This is a genomic window from Prevotella sp. HMSC077E09 (genome assembly GCF_001814685.1).
Lineage (GTDB): Bacteria > Bacteroidota > Bacteroidia > Bacteroidales > Bacteroidaceae > Prevotella > Prevotella oris.
This window is the reverse complement of the sequence record NZ_KV817517.1, coordinates 406-21,704: the sequence shown is the minus strand read 5'-3', so window position 1 is coordinate 21,704 and position 21,299 is coordinate 406. Positions and strand designations below refer to the sequence as shown.

Here is a 21,299-nt window from a genome sequence, read left to right as displayed (position 1 = left end):
TTTTGGCGAAAGGTCTTGCAATCTGCGCGAAAAGACACTGTAATCAGCGTCAAAACAGTATGTAATCAGCATCAAATTACGATGCAATTTGCGTCATCTTGTAAACCGATATGATAAGGGCTTTGAACATTTCTTGAAGGATTTTTTCTTCCTTTCCTTGGCTGATATAGCTTTGTCCGATATAGGCCAGCAGGCTTTCCTCCGTGGTTAACGGAGACTTAGGTGCCCTACTTGTCAGTGTCTTCACAAGGTTTCGGATGCTGTCAGGACGTGATGTGTACAGGTCTTTGATGCGCTTCCAATCGGACGTATCAAAGCTTTTGTGTTCCTGGGCAGTACCGATAAGCGTACAAAAGAGAAGTAGAAAGGGGATCAGATATTTCTTCATGTGACATCATTTGGGATCGATGAAGCAAATATACAAAAAAGTCTGCAAGGCAAAGTGTCTTGCAGACTTTTTCTATTGAAATGTAGATGAATTCTTACTTGACGGTGATGAGATAATAGTTCTTCTTTCCGCGCTGTACAAGGAGATATTTTCCATCGATAAGGTCATCGGTTGTGACAAGCTGATCAAAGGCAGAGAGTTTCTCCTTATTCAAGCTGACACCACCTCCTTTGACGAGTTTTCTCATCTCACTCTTGCTGGGGAAGATGTCCATTTCCTCTTGATTGAACACGTCTACAGCCGGAGAACCGAGCAATGAGCGGTCAACTGTGTAATGAGGCACGTCTTTGAAGACATCGTTGAGCGTGGCTTCGTCAAGTTGTGCAAGGCTATCCTTGGTGGCTTTGCCAAAGAGAATGTTGCTGGCTGCAATGGCCATGTCGAGGTCTTCCTTGGAATGTACCATGGTGGTGACCTCTTCTGCGAGTCTCTTCTGCAAGATACGGCGCCCGGGATCCTGCTGATGATCGGCTATAAGAGCATCAATAGTCTCCTTATCGAGGTCGGTAAAGATCTTGATATAGCGCTCGGCATCACTGTCGCTGACGTTCAACCAGAACTGATAGAAGGCATATGGTGTGGTACGATTACGGTCGAGCCACACATTTCCGCTCTCCGTTTTACCGAATTTCCGCCCATCTGCTTTCGTAATCAATGGGCAGGTGAGGCAGAACGCTTCGGCTTCATTGCCCAAAGTGCGGCGGATAAGTTCCGTGCCTGTGGTCATATTACCCCATTGGTCGTTGCCACCGAGCTGCAGACGAACGCCATGATGCTGATAGAGATAAAGGAAATCGTAGCCCTGAAGCAGCTGATAGGTGAACTCTGTGAATGAAAGTCCGTCTCGAGCCTCACCATTCAAGCGCTTCTGTACACTGTCTTTGGCCATCATGTAGTTGACAGTGATGTGCTTTCCCACCTCTCTTGCGAAATCAAGGAAAGTGAAATCTTTCATCCAGTCATAATTGTTGACGAGTTCGGCCTTGTTAGGTTCGTTGCCATCGAAGTCGAGAAACTTCGCCACTTGCTTCTTGATAGCCTCTTGGTTGTGGTAGAGAGTCTTGGTGTCAAGCAGGTTTCGCTCCTGGCTCTTACCCGAAGGGTCGCCAATCATGCCTGTTGCTCCGCCCACAAGCAGATAGGGTTTGTGGCCGCAACGCTGCAAATGGCGCAGCATCATGATGCCACAGAGGTGACCGATATGGAGAGAATCGGCCGTGGGGTCAGTTCCCAAGTAGGCTGATACCATGTTACTCTGCAGATACTCTTCCGTTCCCGGCATAATCTGCGCGAGCATACCACGCCATTTCAATTCTTCAACAAAATTCTTTGCCATGTCTTCTTGTATTATAAAAAGCAGGTATATGCAACTTCTGCTGCCCTGCAGTGTTTGTAAATATGTTGTAGGGGAGCCTCTGAAAGGCGTTCAGGGAACGGGGTCATATCCGCTATCTCCCCATGGGTTACATCTGAGAATGCGCCATACCGCCAGTGCGAGTCCTTTCAGTGGGCCATGTTTCATGAGTGCTTGTCGGGCATATTCGGAGCACGTAGGCGTGAAACGGCATGATGGTGGCGTGAAAGGTGAAATCACATGCTGATAGAAAAGAATGGGTAAGAGCAAAGCCCACACGAGGATACGTGATATCCCATGTATTATCGTTTTCAGCACATTCATAGCTTTTCACTGATGCGTTGAAGCAGGTTCTTCACTTTCTGCATGACCACCTCGGTAGGATAGAGCTTGTCATCAAGCCAGATAAAGGCCAGCACCATACTGTGACGGTCGGCTATTTTGTCGGCTAAAATCTGGCGTTGCAAGCGATAGGCCTCGCGCACTTGGCGCTTCACGCGGTTGCGCTTGACAGCCCGTTTGAAGCATTTCTTGGGCACACTGACAAGCAATTGCGTACGAGGCAAAGGCTGACTTTCGTCTTCTGCCTCCATCGGCATATAGACCACTCGCAGTGGAAAGGCCGACATCGAATGGCTGTGTCCGCCATTGAAGAGCCTGTCGATAAGCTTCTTGCTACAGACGCGCTCCTGCTTTGGAAGTCTTTCCGAATGGATCTCAGCCATATGATGCTGCTTCCTTGTCGTTGTTTATTTGTTTTTTTCTAGATAATCTTTCAGTGCAGCCGTCATGGAAGGATGTTCCTGACTCGGTGCCATGAGGTCAATGCGCATGCCTTGTGCCTCTACTTCCTTGGCTGTTGCCGGCCCGAAAGCGGCAATCTTAATGTCACCTTGCTTGAAATCGGGGAAGTTCTTTTTGAGTGCCTTGACACCAGTGGGACTGAAAAAGACCAGCATATCATAGTCGAAATTCTTCTTTTCGTCTTCGCTGAAGTCATTGCTGACAGTGCGATACATCACACATTCGCTATGCTTGAGTCCCTTGCTGTCAAGCATACTCTTGATATCGTCATTGTGAACACTGCTCAGCGGCACAAGAAACTTTTCGCCCTTATGCTTCAACATCTGTGGCAACAAGCCGTCAATCTTTCCTGTTGTGCCGAAGAACACCTTGCGCTTACGGTATTGCACATACTTCTGTATGTAGAGGGCAATGGTCTCAATGAGACAGAAATACTTCATGTCCTCTGGTATCGTGACACGCAATTCTTTCGCAAGCGTAAAGAAATTGTCGATGGCATGACGTGAAGTGAACACCACTGCAGTATGATCAAGCAGACTGACTTTCTGCTGCCTGAATTCCTTTGAGGAGATACCCTCAACCTTAAAGAATGGCCGAAACACCATTTCAATGCCGTGCTCCTTGGCAAGATCGTAGTAAGGCGACTTGTCACTGGCCGGTTGTGGTTGAGAAATTAAAATCTTCTTTATCATTTATTGTCTTAAAAATTGATTTTCAAATATCCATTGATCATCGCCAATGTGCCCCATAATGCAATCAACGGCGTTATTTCAAGCGCACAAAAGTACAAAATATTCTGCAGAAAACTGCCATTTTGTCTGAAAAAGATAAGATTGGTCTTGTAGAACGAAAGGATTTTAAGCAAAACGATGATGATAATGGAATAAATCATAGCATGCTGCAGTTCAAGACCGAAGTAAGCTACAAGCATCACGGCGGGGAAAATCAACAATCCTTCTATTGATATGATAAAGAGGTAAGACTTCAGCCATTGTTCATTTTTTTTCGAGTCGAAAAACGTCAGGTCTATAATCGTATAGGCCAGAATTTTCAGTAGGAAATAGACCAGAATTCCACCTGCAAACCATCCGATTACCTTGTACTGCTCGATGATAAACGTATCACTGATGGCGGCACGCGTATAGAAAAAGAACAGCAAAGAGAGTTGCAGACAAGTCTGTAGCATGAGGAAGAACTGGAAACGAAGCTCGTTCGAAGTCTCTGAAATGACGGTAGTTTCACCATACTGCACATAGAAAAAGTTCTTTGCCTGACGTTGAATGAAACGCTTCGACTTGGTGTAGGCCACCATAACAAGAATGAAACAAGCAAGCAGAATACCCGTGATGACATTGTCGGAAGCCACAGAATAAGGCACAGGATCACCGGCAACGCCCATTCGTCCACCAGGTTGTTCAGGATGGAAGAGTGGAGATTTCGAGAAAAACGACTCTTTGTAATAACGTGGAAGACTCACATCGCGCCAGCTTCTACCAACGGAATGACCCGGCAGATGAAGTGTATCAGGACGTTCACTCCATGTAATCTTGCTGGGTTTGATGTGTGCTTGAACGGCAGAATCCTGCTGTTCGGGCGTAGCATTCTTGGGTAACCAACCGATGACTTCAGCCGGAGTGGGCTGCTTGTGCACGCGAGCGGCTGCACCTTGCAGGTCTTGTTGTATCTCTACACTTGCGATAGAATCCTCTTGTTGTCTCATTTTGATGCTATGAAAAAAGGGCGGAAAGCCACGCTATCCGTCCTTCTTATATGCTGTTAAAGATTGAATGCGCGTTTAATTTCATCCACACGGTCGAGTTTCTCCCATGTGAACAGCTCCACATTGATAGTCTTCTGCTCATGATAGCGACTGGTGAACGTCTTCCTGACCACCTCATTCTTACGTCCCATATGACCGTAGGCAGCTGTTTCAAGATACATGGGCTGGCGCAGTTTCAAAGTACGTTCAATGGCATGTGGACGCAAATCAAACATCTCCTGTACCTTCTTTGCAATCTCACTGTCGCTCATCTTGACATTACTGCGCCCATAAGTGTCGACATAGACGCTGACAGGTTGGGCCACACCAATGGCATAAGCAAGCTGCACAAGCATTTCATCGGCCACGCCTGCAGCTACCATATTCTTGGCAATATAACGTGCTGCATAGGCTGCCGAACGGTCGACTTTCGATGGATCCTTACCCGAGAAAGCACCTCCTCCATGTGCTCCCTTGCCACCATATGTGTCGACAATAATTTTGCGTCCCGTCAACCCCGTATCTCCGTGAGGCCCACCGATGACAAACTTACCCGTAGGATTGACGAAATATTTAATGTTGTCATTGAACAACGCCAGTACTTTCTCACCCAACTGTGCCTTTACGCGTGGCACGAGAATATTGATAACATCTTCACGTATCTTGGCCAGCATCGCCTCATCATCGTCCATGAACGGGTCGTGCTGCGTGCTCACGACAATCGTGTCAATGCGTTGTGGAATGCCGGCATCGCTGTATTCTATCGTCACCTGACTCTTGGAGTCGGGGCGCAGATAAGTCATTTGCTTCCCTTCACGGCGGATATCGGCCAACGTACTCATCAGCAAATGCGACAGATAGAGTGAAACCGGCATGTAGTTCTCCGTTTCATTCGTTGCATAACCAAACATCATACCCTGGTCACCGGCACCCTGTTCGTCTTCATTCTCACGGCTCACACCGCGGTTAATGTCATCACTCTGCTCGTGAATAGCCGTAAGAATGCCACAAGAATTACCATCAAACTGATATTCGGCCTTAGTATAGCCAATCTTCTTGATAGTGTTTCGTGCAATATTTTGCAGATCAATGTACTCTTTTGACCGCACTTCACCCATTATAACCACCTGTCCTGTGGTGCAGAATGTCTCTATGGCACAGTGAGATTGCTCGTCATAAGCGAGAAACTGGTCAAGCAAAGCGTCTGAAATCTGGTCGGAAACCTTATCAGGATGTCCTTCTGACACCGACTCTGAAGAAAATAGATAACTCATTTTTCCATTACTTTTTTAGCGTGGAATAACACCAAGTAACCGTAAAATCTGAGGGGGATTTTGCAGTTTTAGCATTTTTTTATGTGGTTGCAAGCAGCCAAATTCTTCCACAAATGTTACACTTAATATATTAATCAGGTGCAAAGTTACGCATAAATCCCGATATAACAAAATTATAGAGAGAGAAAAAGAACGAGATGAATGCAGGGAAGAAGAAGTGGAATAAACCTCCATTTTGTAGCCTTATGTCTGAATATAATGATGGAATTTGTGTAAGTAACTTTTCAAATGAAAGTGGAAAATAAAGGAAAGAGTGTAGGAAGATGAGGATGAGAATATACTTTTAAAGATAAAATTGCAAATCATTTTAGATTAAATTAATATGATAAGAAGTATCATCTATACAACCAACACTGTCAAAAAGTACTAACATCTGATTACGTAAGATAATTAAAATAAAGGTATATTCTCCCTCTGGCATAGCACTCAAGAAATTGATCTATCTAACCTAATGAAACGTCAGCTATAAGCGAGTTATGCTGTAGGTTAACTGAGCCTTATCTCACTGCAATTGGCAATAAAATTTGGAAACTGATATGAAGTCATATGGCTTTGTTGACAGAAGAGTTTCTCTTATAGAGAACATAATTTAAAAATACGTCTTTCACCTGAGAGTAAAAACAGAGGACAGAGACTTAACACAATTCAGATTACACTAATGATACTACTCTTTTAATTGATATTTTAAACCTGTTGAAAACATATTTCATGCAAGTATTGTTTAATGAATAATATTTATATTTGTGTATCTTTTCCTACATTTTCCAGTAAAAAAAACAGTTAAATGCCCTGTTTTTTTTATCTTTTGAACGGTTTGTTTTATTGCAATAATTCATTTCTCACTAACTTTGCCGATGAATTTTCCACATAAATGTATCGGAACAGTGACCCTTATGGAGGGTGTAATACCGTGAAATAAAAAGAGGAATAAAAAAACAATATATCTATGAAGAAAAATAATCTAAGCATCTATGCCCGAAAATCCGTATGGGCAACTTTGCTGTTTTGTGCCACCTTAATGTCAGCATGCCGAAGTGACAATGTTGACGATTCTTCCGGGAAGTATGATCCCGGCCGCCCCGTAACTGTAACAGACTTTGTTCCCAAGGCGGGCGGAGCTGACCAGAAATTGGTCGTATATGGCAGTAATTTCGGGAACGACACAGCCAATGTCAAAGTTACCCTTGGTGGACATCGGGCCGTTCTTATTAATGTTAAAGGCGATTGCCTATACTGTTTGGTACCGGCCAAAGCCTATACGGGCGAGGTTGTGGTATCTGTTGGCGGCAAAACAGCCAATGAACAGAGTGCTACTGCCGGCAGTAAATTTAATTACGAACGAAAGATGGTTGTGGGAACACTTAGCGGCATACGTAACCAATTCGATGATCAAGGATGGCATGACGGTCCTTTCAAGACGGCCACGGGATTTGCCGGTGAAGGCTGCCTTACTTTCGACCCACTATATCCTAACATTTTATACGTCGTTTATGATGAAAACGCGCACGGTATACAAGCGCTCGACTTAGAAAAGAAAGAGGTAAAAACTATCCTTTTTATGTCTAAGTTTGATAACCAGAGGTTACGTTCTATTGATTTCTCGCATGACGGACAATATATGCTCATCTCTACCGACCGCGATGACCGTCAGCTGCAGAGTCCCAGTGTGTGGATTGTGAAGCGAAACAGCGACGGCACTTTCACCGATGACTCTAAATCGCAGATCTTGGCTGCATATAAACAATGTAATGGGGCAGCCGTACATCCCATAAACGGAGAACTTTACTTCAACAGCTATGAGCGTGGACAGGTGTTCCGCCTCAATATGGACAATTACTTCAATACCGTTACCAGTGGTGGAACGTGGTATCCCAATTGGACCGATGGTAATTTTAAAGAGTTATTCACTATTCAAGATGTTAGTTGGGAGTTTAAGATTTTCATTCATCCTACGGGTAAGTACTGCTACATCGCTGTCATTAATAAACATTACATACTCCGTTCCGACTATAATGAGGCTACTAAAAGTTTTGCTCCACCGTACGTTGTGGCAGGACAGGCACGAAACAACGGTTGGGTAGACGGCGTCGGTACGGGAGCGCGCGTAAACAGACCCTATCAGGGTTGCTTCGTAAAAAACAAACAATATGTAGCAGAGAATCGTGATGACGTGTACGACTTCTACTTCTGCGATAACAATAACCACTGCATACGCTACCTTACGCCAGATGGAATCATCCGCACATATGCAGGGCGTGGCACTTCTTCGCAAGCTGGCGATGGCAACATGTGGGGAACAGAAGATGGCGACCTAAGAGAAGTGGCTCGTTTTAATAGTCCTACAGGTATTGCCTACGATGAAAAGAGTAATACATTCTACATCCTTGATACCAAAGGACGCAAGATACGCACTATTTCAATGGAAAAATAAAACGCCAATTAGGGCAACAAGACAATGAAAAAACTATTCATATTATTCTGGATGTCGTGCTGCATCGTGTTTAATGCATTAGCACAGGAACAGCTGAATATCTCGGGAACCGTGACCGATGCTGCAGGAGAAGCCCTCATCGGTGTCAGTGTCACCGTGAAAGATGCCAAGGGACTGGGTACTATCACCAATATTGATGGAAAATATAACATCAAGATACAGCAATATCACACGCTGGTGTTCTCTTACATTGGTTACAAGCCCGTGAGTGTGCTGGTTAAAGGCGACAAAAAGTAATCGACGTACAGATGTCAGAAGAAAAGACAAACGCCATTGATGAAGTTGTCGTCACTGGTCTCGGCACACAAAAGAAGCTTACGGTGACTGGAGCCATCACCAATGTAGACGTATCGCAGATGAAACAATTCCCCTCATCAAACTTCACTAATGCTTTGGCGGGCAACGTTCCAGGCATCATTGCCATGCAGTCATCAGGGCAGCCGGGTAAAAGTACATCGCGCTTCTGGGTCCGCGGTATTTCAACCTTTGGAGCCAGTGCCTCTGCAATGATACTTGTAGATGGCTTTGAGCGGAATAACATCGATGACCTGAATATAGAAGATATTGAGAGTTTCTCTGTGTTGAAAGACGCTTCGGCAACAGCTATCTATGGTTCGAAAGGTGCTAATGGTGTAATTCTTATTACTACCAAGCACGGTAAAGCCGGAAAGATAAACATCAATGTAAAAGGCGAGGCTTCGTATAACACTCGAACCATTACGCCGAAGTTTATAGATGCACCCACGTATGCTAACCTGCTCAATGAGGCACGTGTAACCCGTAACCTTGCGCCACAGTATCAACCCGAAGAGTTAGCACTTATCAGATCGGGATTGGATCCCGATTTCTATCCTAACGTAGACTGGTCAAAACTGCTGCTCAAAAACGGGGCTATGAGTTATCGGGCTGATTTGAGTATGAGTGGGGGTGGAAACACGGCCCGTTATTTTGTTTCACTATCGTATGTGGAAGATCAAGGCATGTATAACACCGACGAAACACTACGTAAAAAATACGACACTAATGCCAATTACAAACGCTGGAACTACCGCATGAATGTGGATATAGATGTTACTCCGATGACAATCATCAAGTTGGGTGTGTCGGGCAATCTCAACAAACGCAACAGTCCCGGTCTCGGCGACCAATACCTGTGGAGCGAACTCTTTGGCTTCAATGCCCTTAGCTCTCCTGTTCTTTATTCCAATGGTTATGTTCCGGCCTATGGAAACAATATCCATCAAATGAATCCCTGGGTTTCATCCACACGTACAGGATACAACGAAGAATGGGACAATAACATACAGACAAATGTAACCGTAGAACAAAAGTTGGACTTTATTACCAAAGGCCTCTCATTTACGGGCCGATTTGGGTATGATACTTATAACAGCAACCACATCTACTATCGCCTTTGGCCAGCCATGTATCGTGCCAACAGCCGCGACTCACAGGGCAACATCATCTGGGACAAACTGTTTGAAGAGACTTCCATGAGCCAAACGTCAGGCGGAGATGGTTCGCGCCACGAGTTTCTGGAGGCATTGTTGCGTTGGGATCGCACTTTCGACAAGCTACACAACTTCAGTGCAGTCAGCCGCTTTACACAAGACGAGCGGATACAGACACGGAATATCGGCACAGACATCAAGAATTCTGTGAGTAAAAGGAACCAAGGACTTGCCGGACAGCTGACCTATAACTATGCACTACGCTATTTCATCGATTTCAACTTCGGCTACAACGGCTCAGAGAACTTTGCCGATCATCACCGCTACGGCTTCTTCCCCGCTTTCTCCTTAGCATGGAATGTAGCTGAAGAGCCACTCGTCAAGAAGGCATTGCCATGGCTTAATATGTTCAAACTACGCTATTCATGGGGTAAAGTGGGTAACGACAATATGGGAAGATTCCCTTATCTCTACACACTCGACTACACGCCGAACATAGGCTACAACTGGGGTTCGAATCTCTCTTCAGGGACCATACCCGGAATACATTATACCCAGATGGCATCACCAAACGTCACATGGGAGGTTGCACGCAAAACTGATTTCGGCTTTGATTTCGTGGCATTCGACAACAAGTTCTCGCTCACGATGGATTATTTCCATGAGAAGCGAACGGGTATCTTCATACAGCGCATGTTCTTACCCGACATCACAGGACTTGAAAGCTATCCATGGGCAAATGTAGGAGCTGTAAAATCTCAGGGTTTTGACGGCAATTTTCAATATAAAGACCACATCGGAGAGATAAACTGGACAGTGCGTGGGAACATCACGTACAGCAAAAATACCATCTTGGAACGCGACGAAGAAAATAACGTCTATGCCTACCAGTATGGAAAAGGCTACCGGGTTAATCAGCAAAGAGGCCTTATTGCATTAGGACTGTTTCGTGACTACGACGATATTCGCAACTCACCCAAACAGAGTTGGGGAACCGTTCAGCCTGGTGACATCAAGTATAAGGATGTCAACGGCGACGGTATCGTAGATGATGGCGACCGCGTTGCTATAGGGGCAACCGATACCCCGAGTCTCATCTATGGCCTTGGAGCATCTGTCAGCTGGCGCGGGTTCGACCTTAACCTTCACTTCCAGGGTGCAGGAAAATACACATTCCTTATCAATAGTGGGGCAGTTAATGCCTTCAGAGATGGTCGTTGGGGGAACATTCTGCAAGGAATAACCGACAACCGTTGGATTTCATCCGATATATCAGGTACCAAGGAAACCGAAAATCCCAATGCCCCATACCCTCGTTTGAGTTACGGCTATAACCTCAATAATCAACAGTCATCCAGTTTCTGGCTGCGCAACGGCCGTTTCCTGCGCTTGAAGAATCTTGATATCGGCTACACCCTGCCTAAACCCATGGTCAACACCATACACTTAGAGAGTGTGCGCATCTACATTTCGGGACAGAACCTCATCACTTGGTCACCCTTCAAGCTGTGGGATCCCGAACTCGACAGCAGCCAGCGGGGGCAGATATACCCTATCACCCGTTCGCTCACAGCAGGTATACAAATCAGTTTATAATTACAGACACACATCATGAAACATAAAAATATCACCCTGATAACGTTAGCGCTGGGCATCGGAACGCTCTTTTCTTCCTGCAGTGACTATCTGGATTCTGACAAATACTTCGAAGACCGCCTCACCATAGAAAAGGTTTTCTCCAGCAGAGTACGCTCCCAGCAATGGCTTGCTTACGCTTATTCGTTCTTGAAAGACGAAAATGCCGACGTTGTTGGCAAGGAGAGAGAAACCAATTCGTTTACCTTTGCCGACGACATGTACTATGGCGACCGCGATGTCAACTACGACTCCAAGGAAGCCAATGAACTTTCGTACAACACGTTCATGCAAGGCGAATACGACGAAAACGACTTTAACGACGGCTGGACGATGTGTTACAGGGGCATTTATCAGGCCTCGGTATTCATTGCCAATATCTACAGGAACAATGAAATGACCGAAAAAGAACGGCTCGACTTCAAGGGACAGGCACGTTTTGTGCGCGCTTATTTCTATTGGCTGTTGCTCCGCCGCTATGGTCCGGTGCCTATCATGCCCGATGAAGGTGTTGACTACACCAAAAGTTACGAACAGATTGCCACTCCGCGCAGTTCCTACGAAGAGGTGGCCAACTATATCAGCCGTGAAATGGTGCAGGCTGCCAAGGAAATACAATACACCAAGCGCGACGGAGAAAACATCGCACGCCCCACAAAGGGTGCCTGCTTAGCCACACGCGCCCTTGCACTGACCTACGCTGCCAGCCCACTGGCCAACGGAAACAGCGATGCCTATGCCAAGCAATTGGTAGACGACAAGGGGCGAGTACTGCTCAACGCTGACTATAAAGAAGAGAAATGGGCCCGTGCAGCAGCTGCCTGCAAAGATGTTATGCAGCTTGGTGTGTACGACCTCTATCATGCCTCGTTCAGCACGACAGATGCAGCGGGCGACCCCGCTACCATTGTGCCTGCCGCAACAAGTTGCTCATTCGCTCAAAGCGGATGGCCTACAGGCTGGAAAGATATAGATCCCTTTAAGTCTTACCGTGTCATATTCAACGGAGATGTCGCACCCGAAGACAATCCTGAACTCATCTTCTCACGCATAGACCAGAATGCCACCCGCATCAACCACAGCATGAAATCATTTGCACGTCATTCCATGCCACGCGACTTTGGCGGCTGGAACACACATGGTCTCACCCAGAAGATGGTAGACGCTTATTATATGAACGATGGTAGCGACTGCCCCGGTAAAGACAGTGAACTGAACGGCGGAAACGGGGCTGCACGCCTCAAAGGATTTACCACAGCACGTGATTATCGGCGTGGAAAATACAAGCCGTTGGCTGCTAATGTGTCGCTGCAATATGCCAACCGCGAACCGCGTTTCTATGCTTCTGTAGGCTATAACGGCTCTGTGTGGGAGTATTTAGGTGATCCGGAAAGCACCCACCACAACCGTCAGACTTTCTATTATCGTGGCAGTGGCAACGGCTATAACAACTCACAATTCTACCTGCGCACGGGGATCAGTGTGAAAAAATATGTCAACCCCACCGACGTTCCTGACCGCGAAGATTACAGGAATATCAAGGACAGGGCCGAACCCGCTATTCGTTATGCCGACATCCTGTTGCTTTATGCCGAGGCACTCAACGAACTCGATGGCACATACAACATTCCCTCATGGGACGAAGCAACCACTTACAACATTCGTCGTGACATTACCGAGATACAGAAAGGCATACATCCCATACGTATACGTGGCGGAGTACCCGATTATTCCACGGATGTTTATGCCAACAAAGACCTCTTGCGCGCCAAGATCAAACGCGAACGCATGATTGAATTCATGGGCGAGGGCAAGCGTTATTTCGATCTGCGTCGCTGGAAAGACGCACCACGCGAACTCAATCAGCGCATTTATGGATGTAACGTGATGATGGATGCCAACCATCCGGCAGAATTCCAACAGATTATTCCTATCAACAATCTGCGCACCACTTTCTCCGACAAGATGTATTTCTGGCCTATCCGTCACAGCGAACTGAAACATAACTCACGCCTGACGCAGAACCCCGGTTGGACCTACAACGATTAACTCCTTTAAGTTATAAAAAAAAATGAAAGTAAAACATCTTCCGATATATATGGTAATGTTAGTAAGCACACTTGCTACGCTTACTGCTTGTAACGACGAATGGACCGAAGAGCAATATACGCAGTATATCAGTTTTCGCTCACCGCTCGGCAAATTAGGCGTCACCGACATCTACGTGCCCTACAGCCGCCGTAATGCCGACAAGACTTTTACTGAAGGCAGTGGTCTCTCATCTTATAAACTGCCGGTAATCGTCAGTGGCTCATTGCAGAACAGCAATAACATTACGGTGCATATAGCACACGACAGCGACACGCTGAATATCCTCAATCAAGCCCGCTTCTTGAATCGAACTGAACTATGGTACACCGACATGAAAGATTATGCCACCGTTCCCGACACGGTGACAATCCCGTCAGGGAAAAGCGTCGGACTGCTCAATGTGAAGTTCAACTTCAACGGCATTGACATGAGCAACAAATGGGTGCTGCCACTTACTGTCGTAAACGGTAAGGACTATGGCTACACGGCTCATCCCCGCAAGAACTACGCCAAGGCGCTCCTGCGCATCTTCCCTTTCAACGACTATTCGGGCGACTATTCGGGCAGTATGATGAAAATCTTCGTTACGGGCGACGAGGCTAACGCTACGGCAAAATCCACTATCCGTGGATATGTGGTAGACGACAAAACCATATTCTTCTACGCCGGCGATATCGATGAGAGCCGCACCGACCGTGCCAAATACAAGATCATGGCCCATTTTAACGGAGAGAAGGAGGGAACGGTAGACTTCTACACTACCAACAATGACCTGAAACTGAAAGTGAACAAACAGGCCTCTTTTCATATCATCGAACAGAAAGATGATGTAAGACCCTACCTTGTACACCGCTATGTAATCATCAACAACATCAGTTATGATTATGTAGACTACACCTCTGCACCCGGTTCAGAGTTCAACTGGTCGGTCAGCGGCACGCTGACATTAGAACGACAGCTGAACACGCAGATCCCCGACGAGGATCAGGCCATCGAATGGTAACGTCTCCATTTTGTATAGGTTGTCAGAAACATATCCAACGAAACTACATGCTTCGGCACTACTCTACTTTGGTTAGATTGCTTAGTATCGTTTAGCTTCTTTAAGGAAAAAGATTGATAGTTGTTGTAGTAGTGCCAGAGAGCCATGCTTTATCCTCTGATTGAATGGGGGATGAGCATGGCTTTCCCTATCAGGATTTTCAATTTGCGTCAGATGACACTGCAATATGCGTCAAGTTAGCGTGCATTTTGACGCAAATCACGCGGTAATCTGCATCAAGTTACAAGCTGATGTGACGCAGATTGCAAACTGGAGTCAAAAGAACCTCGTGGCATATGAATTCATATGTGCGCCGTATGTTCTCGTATCTGCCCATTCATCGGATATTACTCATCTTATTGAGTGTCAACTTTGGAACTTGTAAGCTCGTCAACTTGTTAACTCCCTCCTTGTCTCTCAACCCCGTGGACTGCCCACTTCTATGCTTGTAAAACCCGTCAACTTGTCTGCCAATCAACTCTCCCTATCCTTTCTGATGAGTGCCAACAGATGTTCTACTGCCACTTCCTGCGGGATATTCTTTTCCACACAGACCTGCTTTCTGTAAAGACTCACGCGGTTAACTCCTGCGCCCACGTAGCCGTAATCGGCATCGGCCATTTCGCCCGGACCATTGACAATGCAGCCCATAATACCGATTTTAAGGCCTTTCATGTCTTTTGTGGCCTCGCGGATGCGGGCAATCGTTTCGCGAAGGTCATAGAGTGTGCGGCCACATCCCGGGCAACTGATGTATTCAGTCTTGCTTGTACGAAGTCGTGCAGCCTGCAGAATGCCGAATGCAGTGTCGGTGATGATGCTCTGTGGAATATCGCCATCGTTCATGAGCCATAGTCCGTCGGTCAGTCCGTCGACCATTAATGCCCCCATGTCTGCGGCAGCTTCGAGTTGGAAATCGCTCTTTTCGGCTGCTGTGTGACGATACATCTGTGCGAAAACCACGGGATTGAAAACGCCATTCTCCCACATTTCATGCACCAAGGCACGCTGTTCGGCCAGTCTATTCTGGTGATTACTCATGCAGACAACCACGATTTCGGGATGCGCTTTGAGGCAGGCAAGATATTCTTCTGTCGGTGCACCAAACTGCAAAACAAGGAATTTCAAGTCGGCTTTTGCCATGGCTATGAACGGAACGGCAGTCACAGGGAAGATAGGATAGACATTGGTTTTGTCGTCGAGCGTCATGTATTGGTCATAATCGACAATGTATTTCTGACCTTCCTTGCGCTCTTTGAGTTCCTGACCTGCATAGATGTAGTCGGCCTCCTGCTTGTTTCCACTCAGTGAAGAAGCGATGACTATGGGTGCATTGCTGCCTCCAATGCCTGCAACGGCACGTGTGAAGCGACGTTCGGGGCGTAGCCAGTTGAAGGCTTTTGCCTGAGTTCCCGGTACGAGCAGATGTCCCTGACGGCGGTTGATATAGTCAACTAAATGGCGGGCAACAGGGATTTCGGCCGCAGGTTCTTCGCTCAGGCTGACGCGAATGGTGTCGCCGATGCCGTCAGCCAACAGTGCACCGATGCCAACGGCACTCTTGATGCGTCCGTCTTCGCCCTCTCCTGCCTCGGTAACTCCAAGATGAAGCGGATAGTTCATGCCCTCCTTGTCCATGGTTTCAACCAATAATCTGACCGAACGTACCATGATTATGGTGTTCGAAGCCTTGATAGAAATGACGACATTATCAAACTTCTCGCGCTTGAAGATGCGTAGGAATTCCATGCAACTCTCCACAATTCCCTCGGGAGTATCGCCGTAGCGGTTGCGTATTCTGTCGCTCAGACTGCCGTGGTTCACACCGATGCGCACGGCCGTGTGATTGGCCTTGCAGATGTTGAGGAATGGAATGAGGCGCTCTTCTATCTTCTTCAGCTCCGCAGCATATTCCTCATCAGTGTATTCCTGCTTGATGAATTTGCGGGCAGGATCAACGTAGTTGCCCGGATTGATGCGTACTTTCTCGGCATAAAGGGCAGCGACATCGGCCACATTCGGATTGAAATGCACGTCGGCCACGAGTGGTGTTGTGTAGCCGTCGGCCCGCAGTTGTGCGTTGATAGGCTTGAGATTTTCAGCTTCCCGCGTGCCTTGTGTGGTCAAACGAACCAGTTCTCCGCCTGCTTTGATAATCTCTTCTGCCTGCTTAACGCATGCTTCCGTGTCGTTGGTATTGGTGATTGTCATACTTTGCACACGCACAGGATATTCGCTTCCCATGTCGATTGCACCTATATGTACGGTCGATGTCTCTCGCCGTTTGTATTGAAATAAATCTATGTTCATAATGTATAAGAAGCCCATTCAAAGCCTACCCCCGCCCCCTCCCAAGGGAGGGGAGGGCGGATTAGCGGATGATGGGCAGAATACTGATGTTTAAATTCATTTGTTTTATATGCTGATGCTTTCTTGCAATGCAGTGTTCTCTCTATTGATTAGCACCAAGAGAAAATAGGTTTACCCCTTCGTGAGTATCTATCCATGCCCATGTTGAAATGTAAATTCTCGGTTTCTGTATGTCTGATAAGAGGGATTAAAAATCGTCAATGACTTTAATAGATTCGTTCTTCCTCTCTTTTTGATATTCTTTGCAGGCTTCTCAAGCGCGCTCCCCCCCTCCTTGGAGGGGTCGGGGGAGGCTTCTCTTAATCACATTTATATGTATACTTCACCTCTTTCAAGTCTTCATTTGCCTTCTCAATCTTCTTTCCAAGCCTCGCTTTCCATGCGTCAATCTTAGCTGCAACGGCTTCATCAGAGAGGGCAATCATCTCTGTTGCGAGGATAGCTGCATTCTGGGCAGCGTTCACTCCGACTGTTGCCACAGGAATACCAGGGGGCATCTGGATGATAGAAAGCATGGCATCGAGGCCGTCAAGCATACCTTTGATAGGCACACCGATTACAGGAAGTGGAGTCGAAGCAGCGATAACACCGGGCAGGGCGGCTGCCATTCCTGCTGCAGCTATAATCACTTTGATGCCTCTTTGCTTGGCATTGCGGGCGAAAGTCTCTACAGCTTCGGGCGTACGATGGGCAGAAAGCGCGTTCACCTCAAACGGAATTTCGTTGTCGTTGAGCCATTTGCAAGCCTTTTCCATGACTGGAAGGTCGCTTGTGCTGCCCATAATGATACTGATAATTGGTGTCATGATTGTATGTTTTTAATTCGTTTATAATTTCGTTTTCAAGCAATGGCTATACCATGGATATCGTGAAGAAAGCTAAGAAGAAGCCGATGAGCCATGCCACCACAATCTGTGACAGCGTGTGTTGGCGCAACATCATGCGGCTTGTGCCTACAATGCCCGAGATAAATACTACCAAAGAGAACCACCAGATAGGGTTAAAGGTGAACAGAAAGGCAAAAGCGAGCAATGCACCTGCCACTCCTCCGATGGCCGCTTCATGCATAGAGACCTTCCACCACACATTGATGAGGGCGCAAACCACCTGTATCAACACCGCAGCTACAAGGATGCTGCCCATGAAATGAGGTATATGGGCTATGCTCATGAGGTAGTAACACACCGAATAGCACACGATAGAGATGACATAGGGCACCATTCTTCGCTCTCTCACGATGAAGTCGAAAGGCTTCCAACCTTGATAATGTCGGTAGAGTCGTATGATATAAGTGGGCAAGAGAATGGTAAACAGATAAACAAGACCCAGCACTGTGAGTTTATATCCTAATGGCATGAGGCCTAAATAACTGAAGAGAAACAGCGCGGCAAGGCCCACAATGGGAAGATAGAATGGTGTGAATACCATACTGAATATGCGTGCTGCCAATATAATATCTTTTTCTTTCATAGAATAAACCTACCCCCAACCCATTGCTTTCCTCGTTTCGCTGGCTCAACGAACAGCGACCTTCGATTCCCCAAGGGAGGGGAGTACGACCTCATGAAAGGTTTTCAACCCTTTAGCATGGAGGAAAATGGAACTTTATATATTTGTTTGTCAATTACTTCATCTGCTTCATCATGTCTCAAAACATGTATCGTTGCGTATATGCCTACTATGGAATAGCCTGCAAGTTTAGTCTCCCCTCCCTTGGGGAGGGGCTGGGGGTGGGTATTTGTTTACCCTCTTCTCAACCTCGCCACAGGGATATTCAGCTGCTCTCTGTATTTTGCAATCGTGCGACGGGCTATCGGGAAGCCTTTTTCTTTCATCAGTTTGGTCAATGCCTCATCGCTGAGCGGCTTACTCTTATCCTCTTTTTCGATGACAGTTTTCAGCGCAATCTTAATCTTCCGCGTTGACATTTCCTCGCCTTCTCCGGTAGTATAGGCATCCGTGAAGAAGAAACGAAGGGGGAAAGTGCCCCATCTGGTCTGCGCATACTTTACATTACTGACGCGACTTATCGTCGAGATGTCGAGTCCTGTCTTATCGGCGATGTCCTTTAATATCATGGGGCGCAAGTCGCTTTCATCTCCGTCTTGGAAGAATTTCTTTTGCCAAGCGATGATAGCCTGCATGGTAAGCGTCAGTGTTTGACGGCGTTGCTTCACTGCTTCGATGAAACCTTGCGCCTTAGCCACCTTTTCTTTCGCATAGAGTAGCGCCTCCTTAGCCTGCCTACTCATGCCTTCCTTGTTGTTTCGGTAGGCATCTACCATTTCAGTGAACGAGGGAGAGACCTTCAAATCGGGGATATTCCCATGGTTGAGGCTGAAACTCACGGTGCCATCATCGGCCGTATCGACAATGAAATCGGGGGTAATCTGCTGCATGTTGCGTCCTTCGGTCTCGCCAAGTGATGCTCCCGGCTTCGGATTGAGCTTGCGGATTTCACGCTGAAGCATTTCCACCTGCGTGTCGCTGAGGCCGAGTTGCAGTTTTATTTTATCCCAATGTTTCTTGGTGAAGGCTTCAAAACATTCCTTGAAAATGCGCTCCATGACCTCCAAGAGGCGTGGACTGTGCCCACCTTCCCGGCGCATTCGCTTCACCTGGAGCAACAGACATTCTTGCAGGGAGCGTGCACCGATGCCGGCAGGATCCATGCCTTGCAACATTGTCAGCACCTTTTCAATCTCTGTTTCGCTCACATCGATATTGTGATAGATAGCCAATTCGTCGCTGATGCTGCCCAAATCCTTACGCAACAGACCGTCATCATCAAGGCTTCCGATGAGATATTCCATCACAGAATGCTCCTTGTCGGTGAGTGTGAGCATATCCATCTGCTCTTTCAGCTTGTCATAAAATGAGGTCGTGTCACCATATACCGTCTCCTCATAATCGGCATTATCGTGGTTGTTGGCATAGGGAGTCTGGGGCATGATATCATCACTGCCGATGTTTTCAAGGGCAGCATCAAGGGCATCCTGACGCTCTTCTTTCTCGTTCATGCTGTCGAAATCGTCGTTATCCTCGCTGTCTGAAAAGTCGTTCTCGCCCTCGTTTTCAGCCAATGTCATGTCACTGTCGTCCTTTTCGAGGGCAGGATTATCATCGAGTTCGGCGTTGATGTTCTCCTCAAGTTCAGTCAACGGCATCTCCAGCAGGCGCACCTGCAACATCTGTTGCTGTGAAAGGCGCATCTGTTGTGCCAGCTTCTGTTCTTGAGTTTGTATCAGTTTCTGTGCCATGATGTCTTAAAAAAATCTTTCATCTGTGTGGCTTCGCGTGCCAGTTCGTTGGGGTTGAGGTTGCCAAAGCGCTGCCACACGTCGTGACAGGAGGCAAAGAGTTCGCTCATTTCAAATGCCATGCGGTTCAAGTAGGGGTCGCAGAGTTGGAAAATCCCCATGATTTCGGCCACTTTCTCTGGTTTTAAGCTTAGCAATGTGGCTAATTCCTTCACTTCGGGTGTGTCGCTGACCATCGTGATAGGCGTCAGTCGGAAATAGAGGTCAAGGATGATAATCAGGTGGAGTGGGGTCAACGAAGCATCCACTTGCAGCGGTCGGAAGTCTGTTTGCCAGGTTTCTTCCTGGCTGACACCGTCATAAAACTGCTGGGGATGATTGAATCCCCGCATCTTTCTGATGGTTTCGATGTCGCGTCGAAGCTGTTTCTGGTGTGTGGCAAAACGTTTCCAAAGCTGCTGCAGTGAGGCAGTTTCCCGCTTATCGAGCATCTTCATCTGCTCGTAAAGCTGCTTAGGTGCAACGTTTAATTCAAGGGCAAGATCTATCATGGGCCGTGAGTAGAGCGGTTTCATGCCCACGGGCTTCCTGAGATACAGTTGCAATAGCGGCAACCAATACGCTTCCTGCCATTGAGATTGATTTGCCATGACATTTTAATCTTTCTGCAAAGATAAAGATTATCACAGACAAATCAAAGCAAAAATGAAAATAAATGAAGGGATAACTCTTAATAGAAAACTTCTTGACAAAACGCTCTCGTATTCTCCGTGAGACTCTTCTTCGGGCCGAAAACGCACAGAATTTGCGATGTTTCTAACTGTTTGTAAATCATATACTTGCATAAAATACGTCGTTATTTCTATTAAATCTCTTCATGATTTACGTCAGATTACCTTGTCATCTGCGTCAAGTTATGTGCCATGTTGCGTCAAATCATGCACCAATCTGCATCAAAAAGCGTGCTGTTTTGCGTCAAGTTGCAATTGTACTCTCCTATTCTTGTGTTGCCATCTCTCCTTTTCAATCTTCTTTTCCAATATTTTCCGCTTTTTATTTTCCTGTTTCCTGTTTTTCAATCCCCGTTTTTTTCAGATGTTTTTTGACAAAGTATGTGTTGAAATTCAATCTGTCTTATTATCAAATGTCCCTTATATCTTCCATAATATTCTTAGATATTCTCGGATATCGATTGCGACAGGAGGCCTAAACCACAAGGAGGAAGGCTCCTAACCGCTTCGCGGTATATCATAGAATATT

At 46.6% G+C, this 21,299-nt stretch carries 15 protein-coding genes and 1 pseudogene; 4 read left to right on the top strand and 12 right to left on the bottom strand.

Features of this window, described 5'->3' with window-relative positions; all coding sequences use genetic code 11:
- Window positions 1-76: 76 nt before the first annotated feature.
- The 7 genes from HMPREF2983_RS03170 to metK all read right to left on the bottom strand — a co-directional run bounded on the left by HMPREF2983_RS03170 (window position 77) and on the right by metK (window position 5,639).
- On the bottom strand, window positions 77-388 hold the full coding sequence (locus tag HMPREF2983_RS03170; RefSeq protein WP_246829327.1) for a hypothetical protein: 312 nt from the start codon (window positions 386-388) through the stop codon (window positions 77-79).
- Between the two features lie 94 nt (window positions 389-482).
- Window positions 483-1,784, bottom strand: coding sequence for a tyrosine--tRNA ligase (tyrS, locus tag HMPREF2983_RS03165; protein WP_004377988.1), 1,302 nt, complete (start codon window positions 1,782-1,784; stop codon window positions 483-485).
- A gap of 90 nt (window positions 1,785-1,874) precedes the next feature.
- Window positions 1,875-2,126: a membrane protein insertion efficiency factor YidD gene (gene yidD, locus HMPREF2983_RS13360; RefSeq protein WP_083316658.1), complete on the bottom strand. Its 252-nt coding sequence runs from the start codon at window positions 2,124-2,126 to the stop codon at window positions 1,875-1,877.
- Window positions 2,123-2,527, bottom strand: coding sequence for a ribonuclease P protein component (gene rnpA / locus HMPREF2983_RS03160; RefSeq protein ID WP_070666702.1), 405 nt, complete (start codon window positions 2,525-2,527; stop codon window positions 2,123-2,125). Before rnpA ends, yidD begins: the two co-directional genes overlap by 4 nt.
- Before the next feature lie 24 nt (window positions 2,528-2,551).
- A complete protein-coding gene (locus HMPREF2983_RS03155; RefSeq protein ID WP_070666699.1) occupies window positions 2,552-3,298 on the bottom strand; it encodes a uroporphyrinogen-III synthase in 747 nt (248 codons plus the stop codon).
- An 8-nt stretch (window positions 3,299-3,306) separates the two neighbouring features.
- Window positions 3,307-4,326 (bottom strand): DUF4271 domain-containing protein, encoded by a 1,020-nt coding sequence (locus tag HMPREF2983_RS03150; protein WP_070666696.1) that lies wholly within the window; start codon window positions 4,324-4,326, stop codon window positions 3,307-3,309.
- A gap of 56 nt (window positions 4,327-4,382) precedes the next feature.
- Entirely contained in the window at window positions 4,383-5,639 is a 1,257-nt protein-coding gene (gene metK / locus HMPREF2983_RS03145; protein WP_004372899.1) for a methionine adenosyltransferase, read from the bottom strand.
- Window positions 5,640-6,645: 1,006 nt separating this feature from the next.
- Between metK and HMPREF2983_RS03140 the strand changes: the two genes are divergently transcribed.
- From HMPREF2983_RS03140 to HMPREF2983_RS03125, 4 genes and pseudogenes are all read left to right on the top strand, one after another.
- Window positions 6,646-8,130 (top strand): IPT/TIG domain-containing protein, encoded by a 1,485-nt coding sequence (locus HMPREF2983_RS03140; protein WP_070666694.1) that lies wholly within the window; start codon window positions 6,646-6,648, stop codon window positions 8,128-8,130.
- Window positions 8,131-8,154: 24 nt separating this feature from the next.
- Window positions 8,155-11,237 (top strand): annotated as a pseudogene (locus HMPREF2983_RS03135) (SusC/RagA family TonB-linked outer membrane protein).
- Between the two features lie 15 nt (window positions 11,238-11,252).
- A complete protein-coding gene (locus tag HMPREF2983_RS03130; protein ID WP_070666689.1) occupies window positions 11,253-13,325 on the top strand; it encodes a RagB/SusD family nutrient uptake outer membrane protein in 2,073 nt (690 codons plus the stop codon).
- A 22-nt stretch (window positions 13,326-13,347) separates the two neighbouring features.
- Window positions 13,348-14,370 (top strand): DUF4973 domain-containing protein, encoded by a 1,023-nt coding sequence (locus tag HMPREF2983_RS03125; protein WP_004372726.1) that lies wholly within the window; start codon window positions 13,348-13,350, stop codon window positions 14,368-14,370.
- 513 nt (window positions 14,371-14,883) lie between these two features.
- Here the strand turns inward: HMPREF2983_RS03125 and HMPREF2983_RS03115 are convergent.
- From HMPREF2983_RS03115 to HMPREF2983_RS03095, 5 genes are all read right to left on the bottom strand, one after another.
- Window positions 14,884-16,719, bottom strand: coding sequence for a 4-hydroxy-3-methylbut-2-en-1-yl diphosphate synthase (locus HMPREF2983_RS03115; RefSeq protein WP_070666683.1), 1,836 nt, complete (start codon window positions 16,717-16,719; stop codon window positions 14,884-14,886).
- Window positions 16,720-17,078: 359 nt separating this feature from the next.
- A complete protein-coding gene (gene purE, locus HMPREF2983_RS03110) occupies window positions 17,079-17,585 on the bottom strand; it encodes a 5-(carboxyamino)imidazole ribonucleotide mutase (protein WP_070666681.1) in 507 nt (168 codons plus the stop codon).
- A gap of 46 nt (window positions 17,586-17,631) precedes the next feature.
- Window positions 17,632-18,249: a phosphatase PAP2 family protein gene (locus tag HMPREF2983_RS03105; RefSeq protein ID WP_018920635.1), complete on the bottom strand. Its 618-nt coding sequence runs from the start codon at window positions 18,247-18,249 to the stop codon at window positions 17,632-17,634.
- A 272-nt stretch (window positions 18,250-18,521) separates the two neighbouring features.
- Window positions 18,522-20,039 carry an RNA polymerase factor sigma-54 gene (gene rpoN / locus HMPREF2983_RS03100; RefSeq protein ID WP_070666677.1) on the bottom strand — a complete coding sequence of 506 codons (1,518 nt, stop codon included), beginning with the start codon at window positions 20,037-20,039 and terminating at the stop codon, window positions 18,522-18,524.
- Complete coding sequence (locus HMPREF2983_RS03095) at window positions 20,024-20,689, bottom strand: hypothetical protein (RefSeq protein ID WP_070666674.1); 666 nt, start codon at window positions 20,687-20,689, stop codon at window positions 20,024-20,026. The genes rpoN and HMPREF2983_RS03095 overlap by 16 nt, the downstream gene beginning before the upstream one ends.
- Window positions 20,690-21,299 lie beyond the last annotated feature (610 nt).

Bases quoted from the DNA above. Each gene is read 5' to 3' on its own strand.
- HMPREF2983_RS03115 (WP_070666683.1), bottom strand. From the start codon at position 16,719: ATGAACATAGATTTATTTCAATACAAACGGCGAGAGACATCGACCGTA.
- purE (WP_070666681.1), bottom strand. From the start codon at position 17,585: ATGACACCAATTATCAGTATCATTATGGGCAGCACAAGCGACCTTCCA.
- rnpA (WP_070666702.1), bottom strand. From the start codon at position 2,527: ATGGCTGAGATCCATTCGGAAAGACTTCCAAAGCAGGAGCGCGTCTGT.
- HMPREF2983_RS03125 (WP_004372726.1), top strand. From the start codon at position 13,348: ATGAAAGTAAAACATCTTCCGATATATATGGTAATGTTAGTAAGCACA.
- HMPREF2983_RS03130 (WP_070666689.1), top strand. From the start codon at position 11,253: ATGAAACATAAAAATATCACCCTGATAACGTTAGCGCTGGGCATCGGA.
- yidD (WP_083316658.1), bottom strand. From the start codon at position 2,126: ATGAATGTGCTGAAAACGATAATACATGGGATATCACGTATCCTCGTG.
- HMPREF2983_RS03140 (WP_070666694.1), top strand. From the start codon at position 6,646: ATGAAGAAAAATAATCTAAGCATCTATGCCCGAAAATCCGTATGGGCA.
- HMPREF2983_RS03155 (WP_070666699.1), bottom strand. From the start codon at position 3,298: ATGATAAAGAAGATTTTAATTTCTCAACCACAACCGGCCAGTGACAAG.
- HMPREF2983_RS03170 (WP_246829327.1), bottom strand. From the start codon at position 388: ATGAAGAAATATCTGATCCCCTTTCTACTTCTCTTTTGTACGCTTATC.
- tyrS (WP_004377988.1), bottom strand. From the start codon at position 1,784: ATGGCAAAGAATTTTGTTGAAGAATTGAAATGGCGTGGTATGCTCGCG.
- metK (WP_004372899.1), bottom strand. From the start codon at position 5,639: ATGAGTTATCTATTTTCTTCAGAGTCGGTGTCAGAAGGACATCCTGAT.
- HMPREF2983_RS03095 (WP_070666674.1), bottom strand. From the start codon at position 20,689: ATGGCAAATCAATCTCAATGGCAGGAAGCGTATTGGTTGCCGCTATTG.
- HMPREF2983_RS03105 (WP_018920635.1), bottom strand. From the start codon at position 18,249: ATGAAAGAAAAAGATATTATATTGGCAGCACGCATATTCAGTATGGTA.
- HMPREF2983_RS03150 (WP_070666696.1), bottom strand. From the start codon at position 4,326: ATGAGACAACAAGAGGATTCTATCGCAAGTGTAGAGATACAACAAGAC.
- rpoN (WP_070666677.1), bottom strand. From the start codon at position 20,039: ATGGCACAGAAACTGATACAAACTCAAGAACAGAAGCTGGCACAACAG.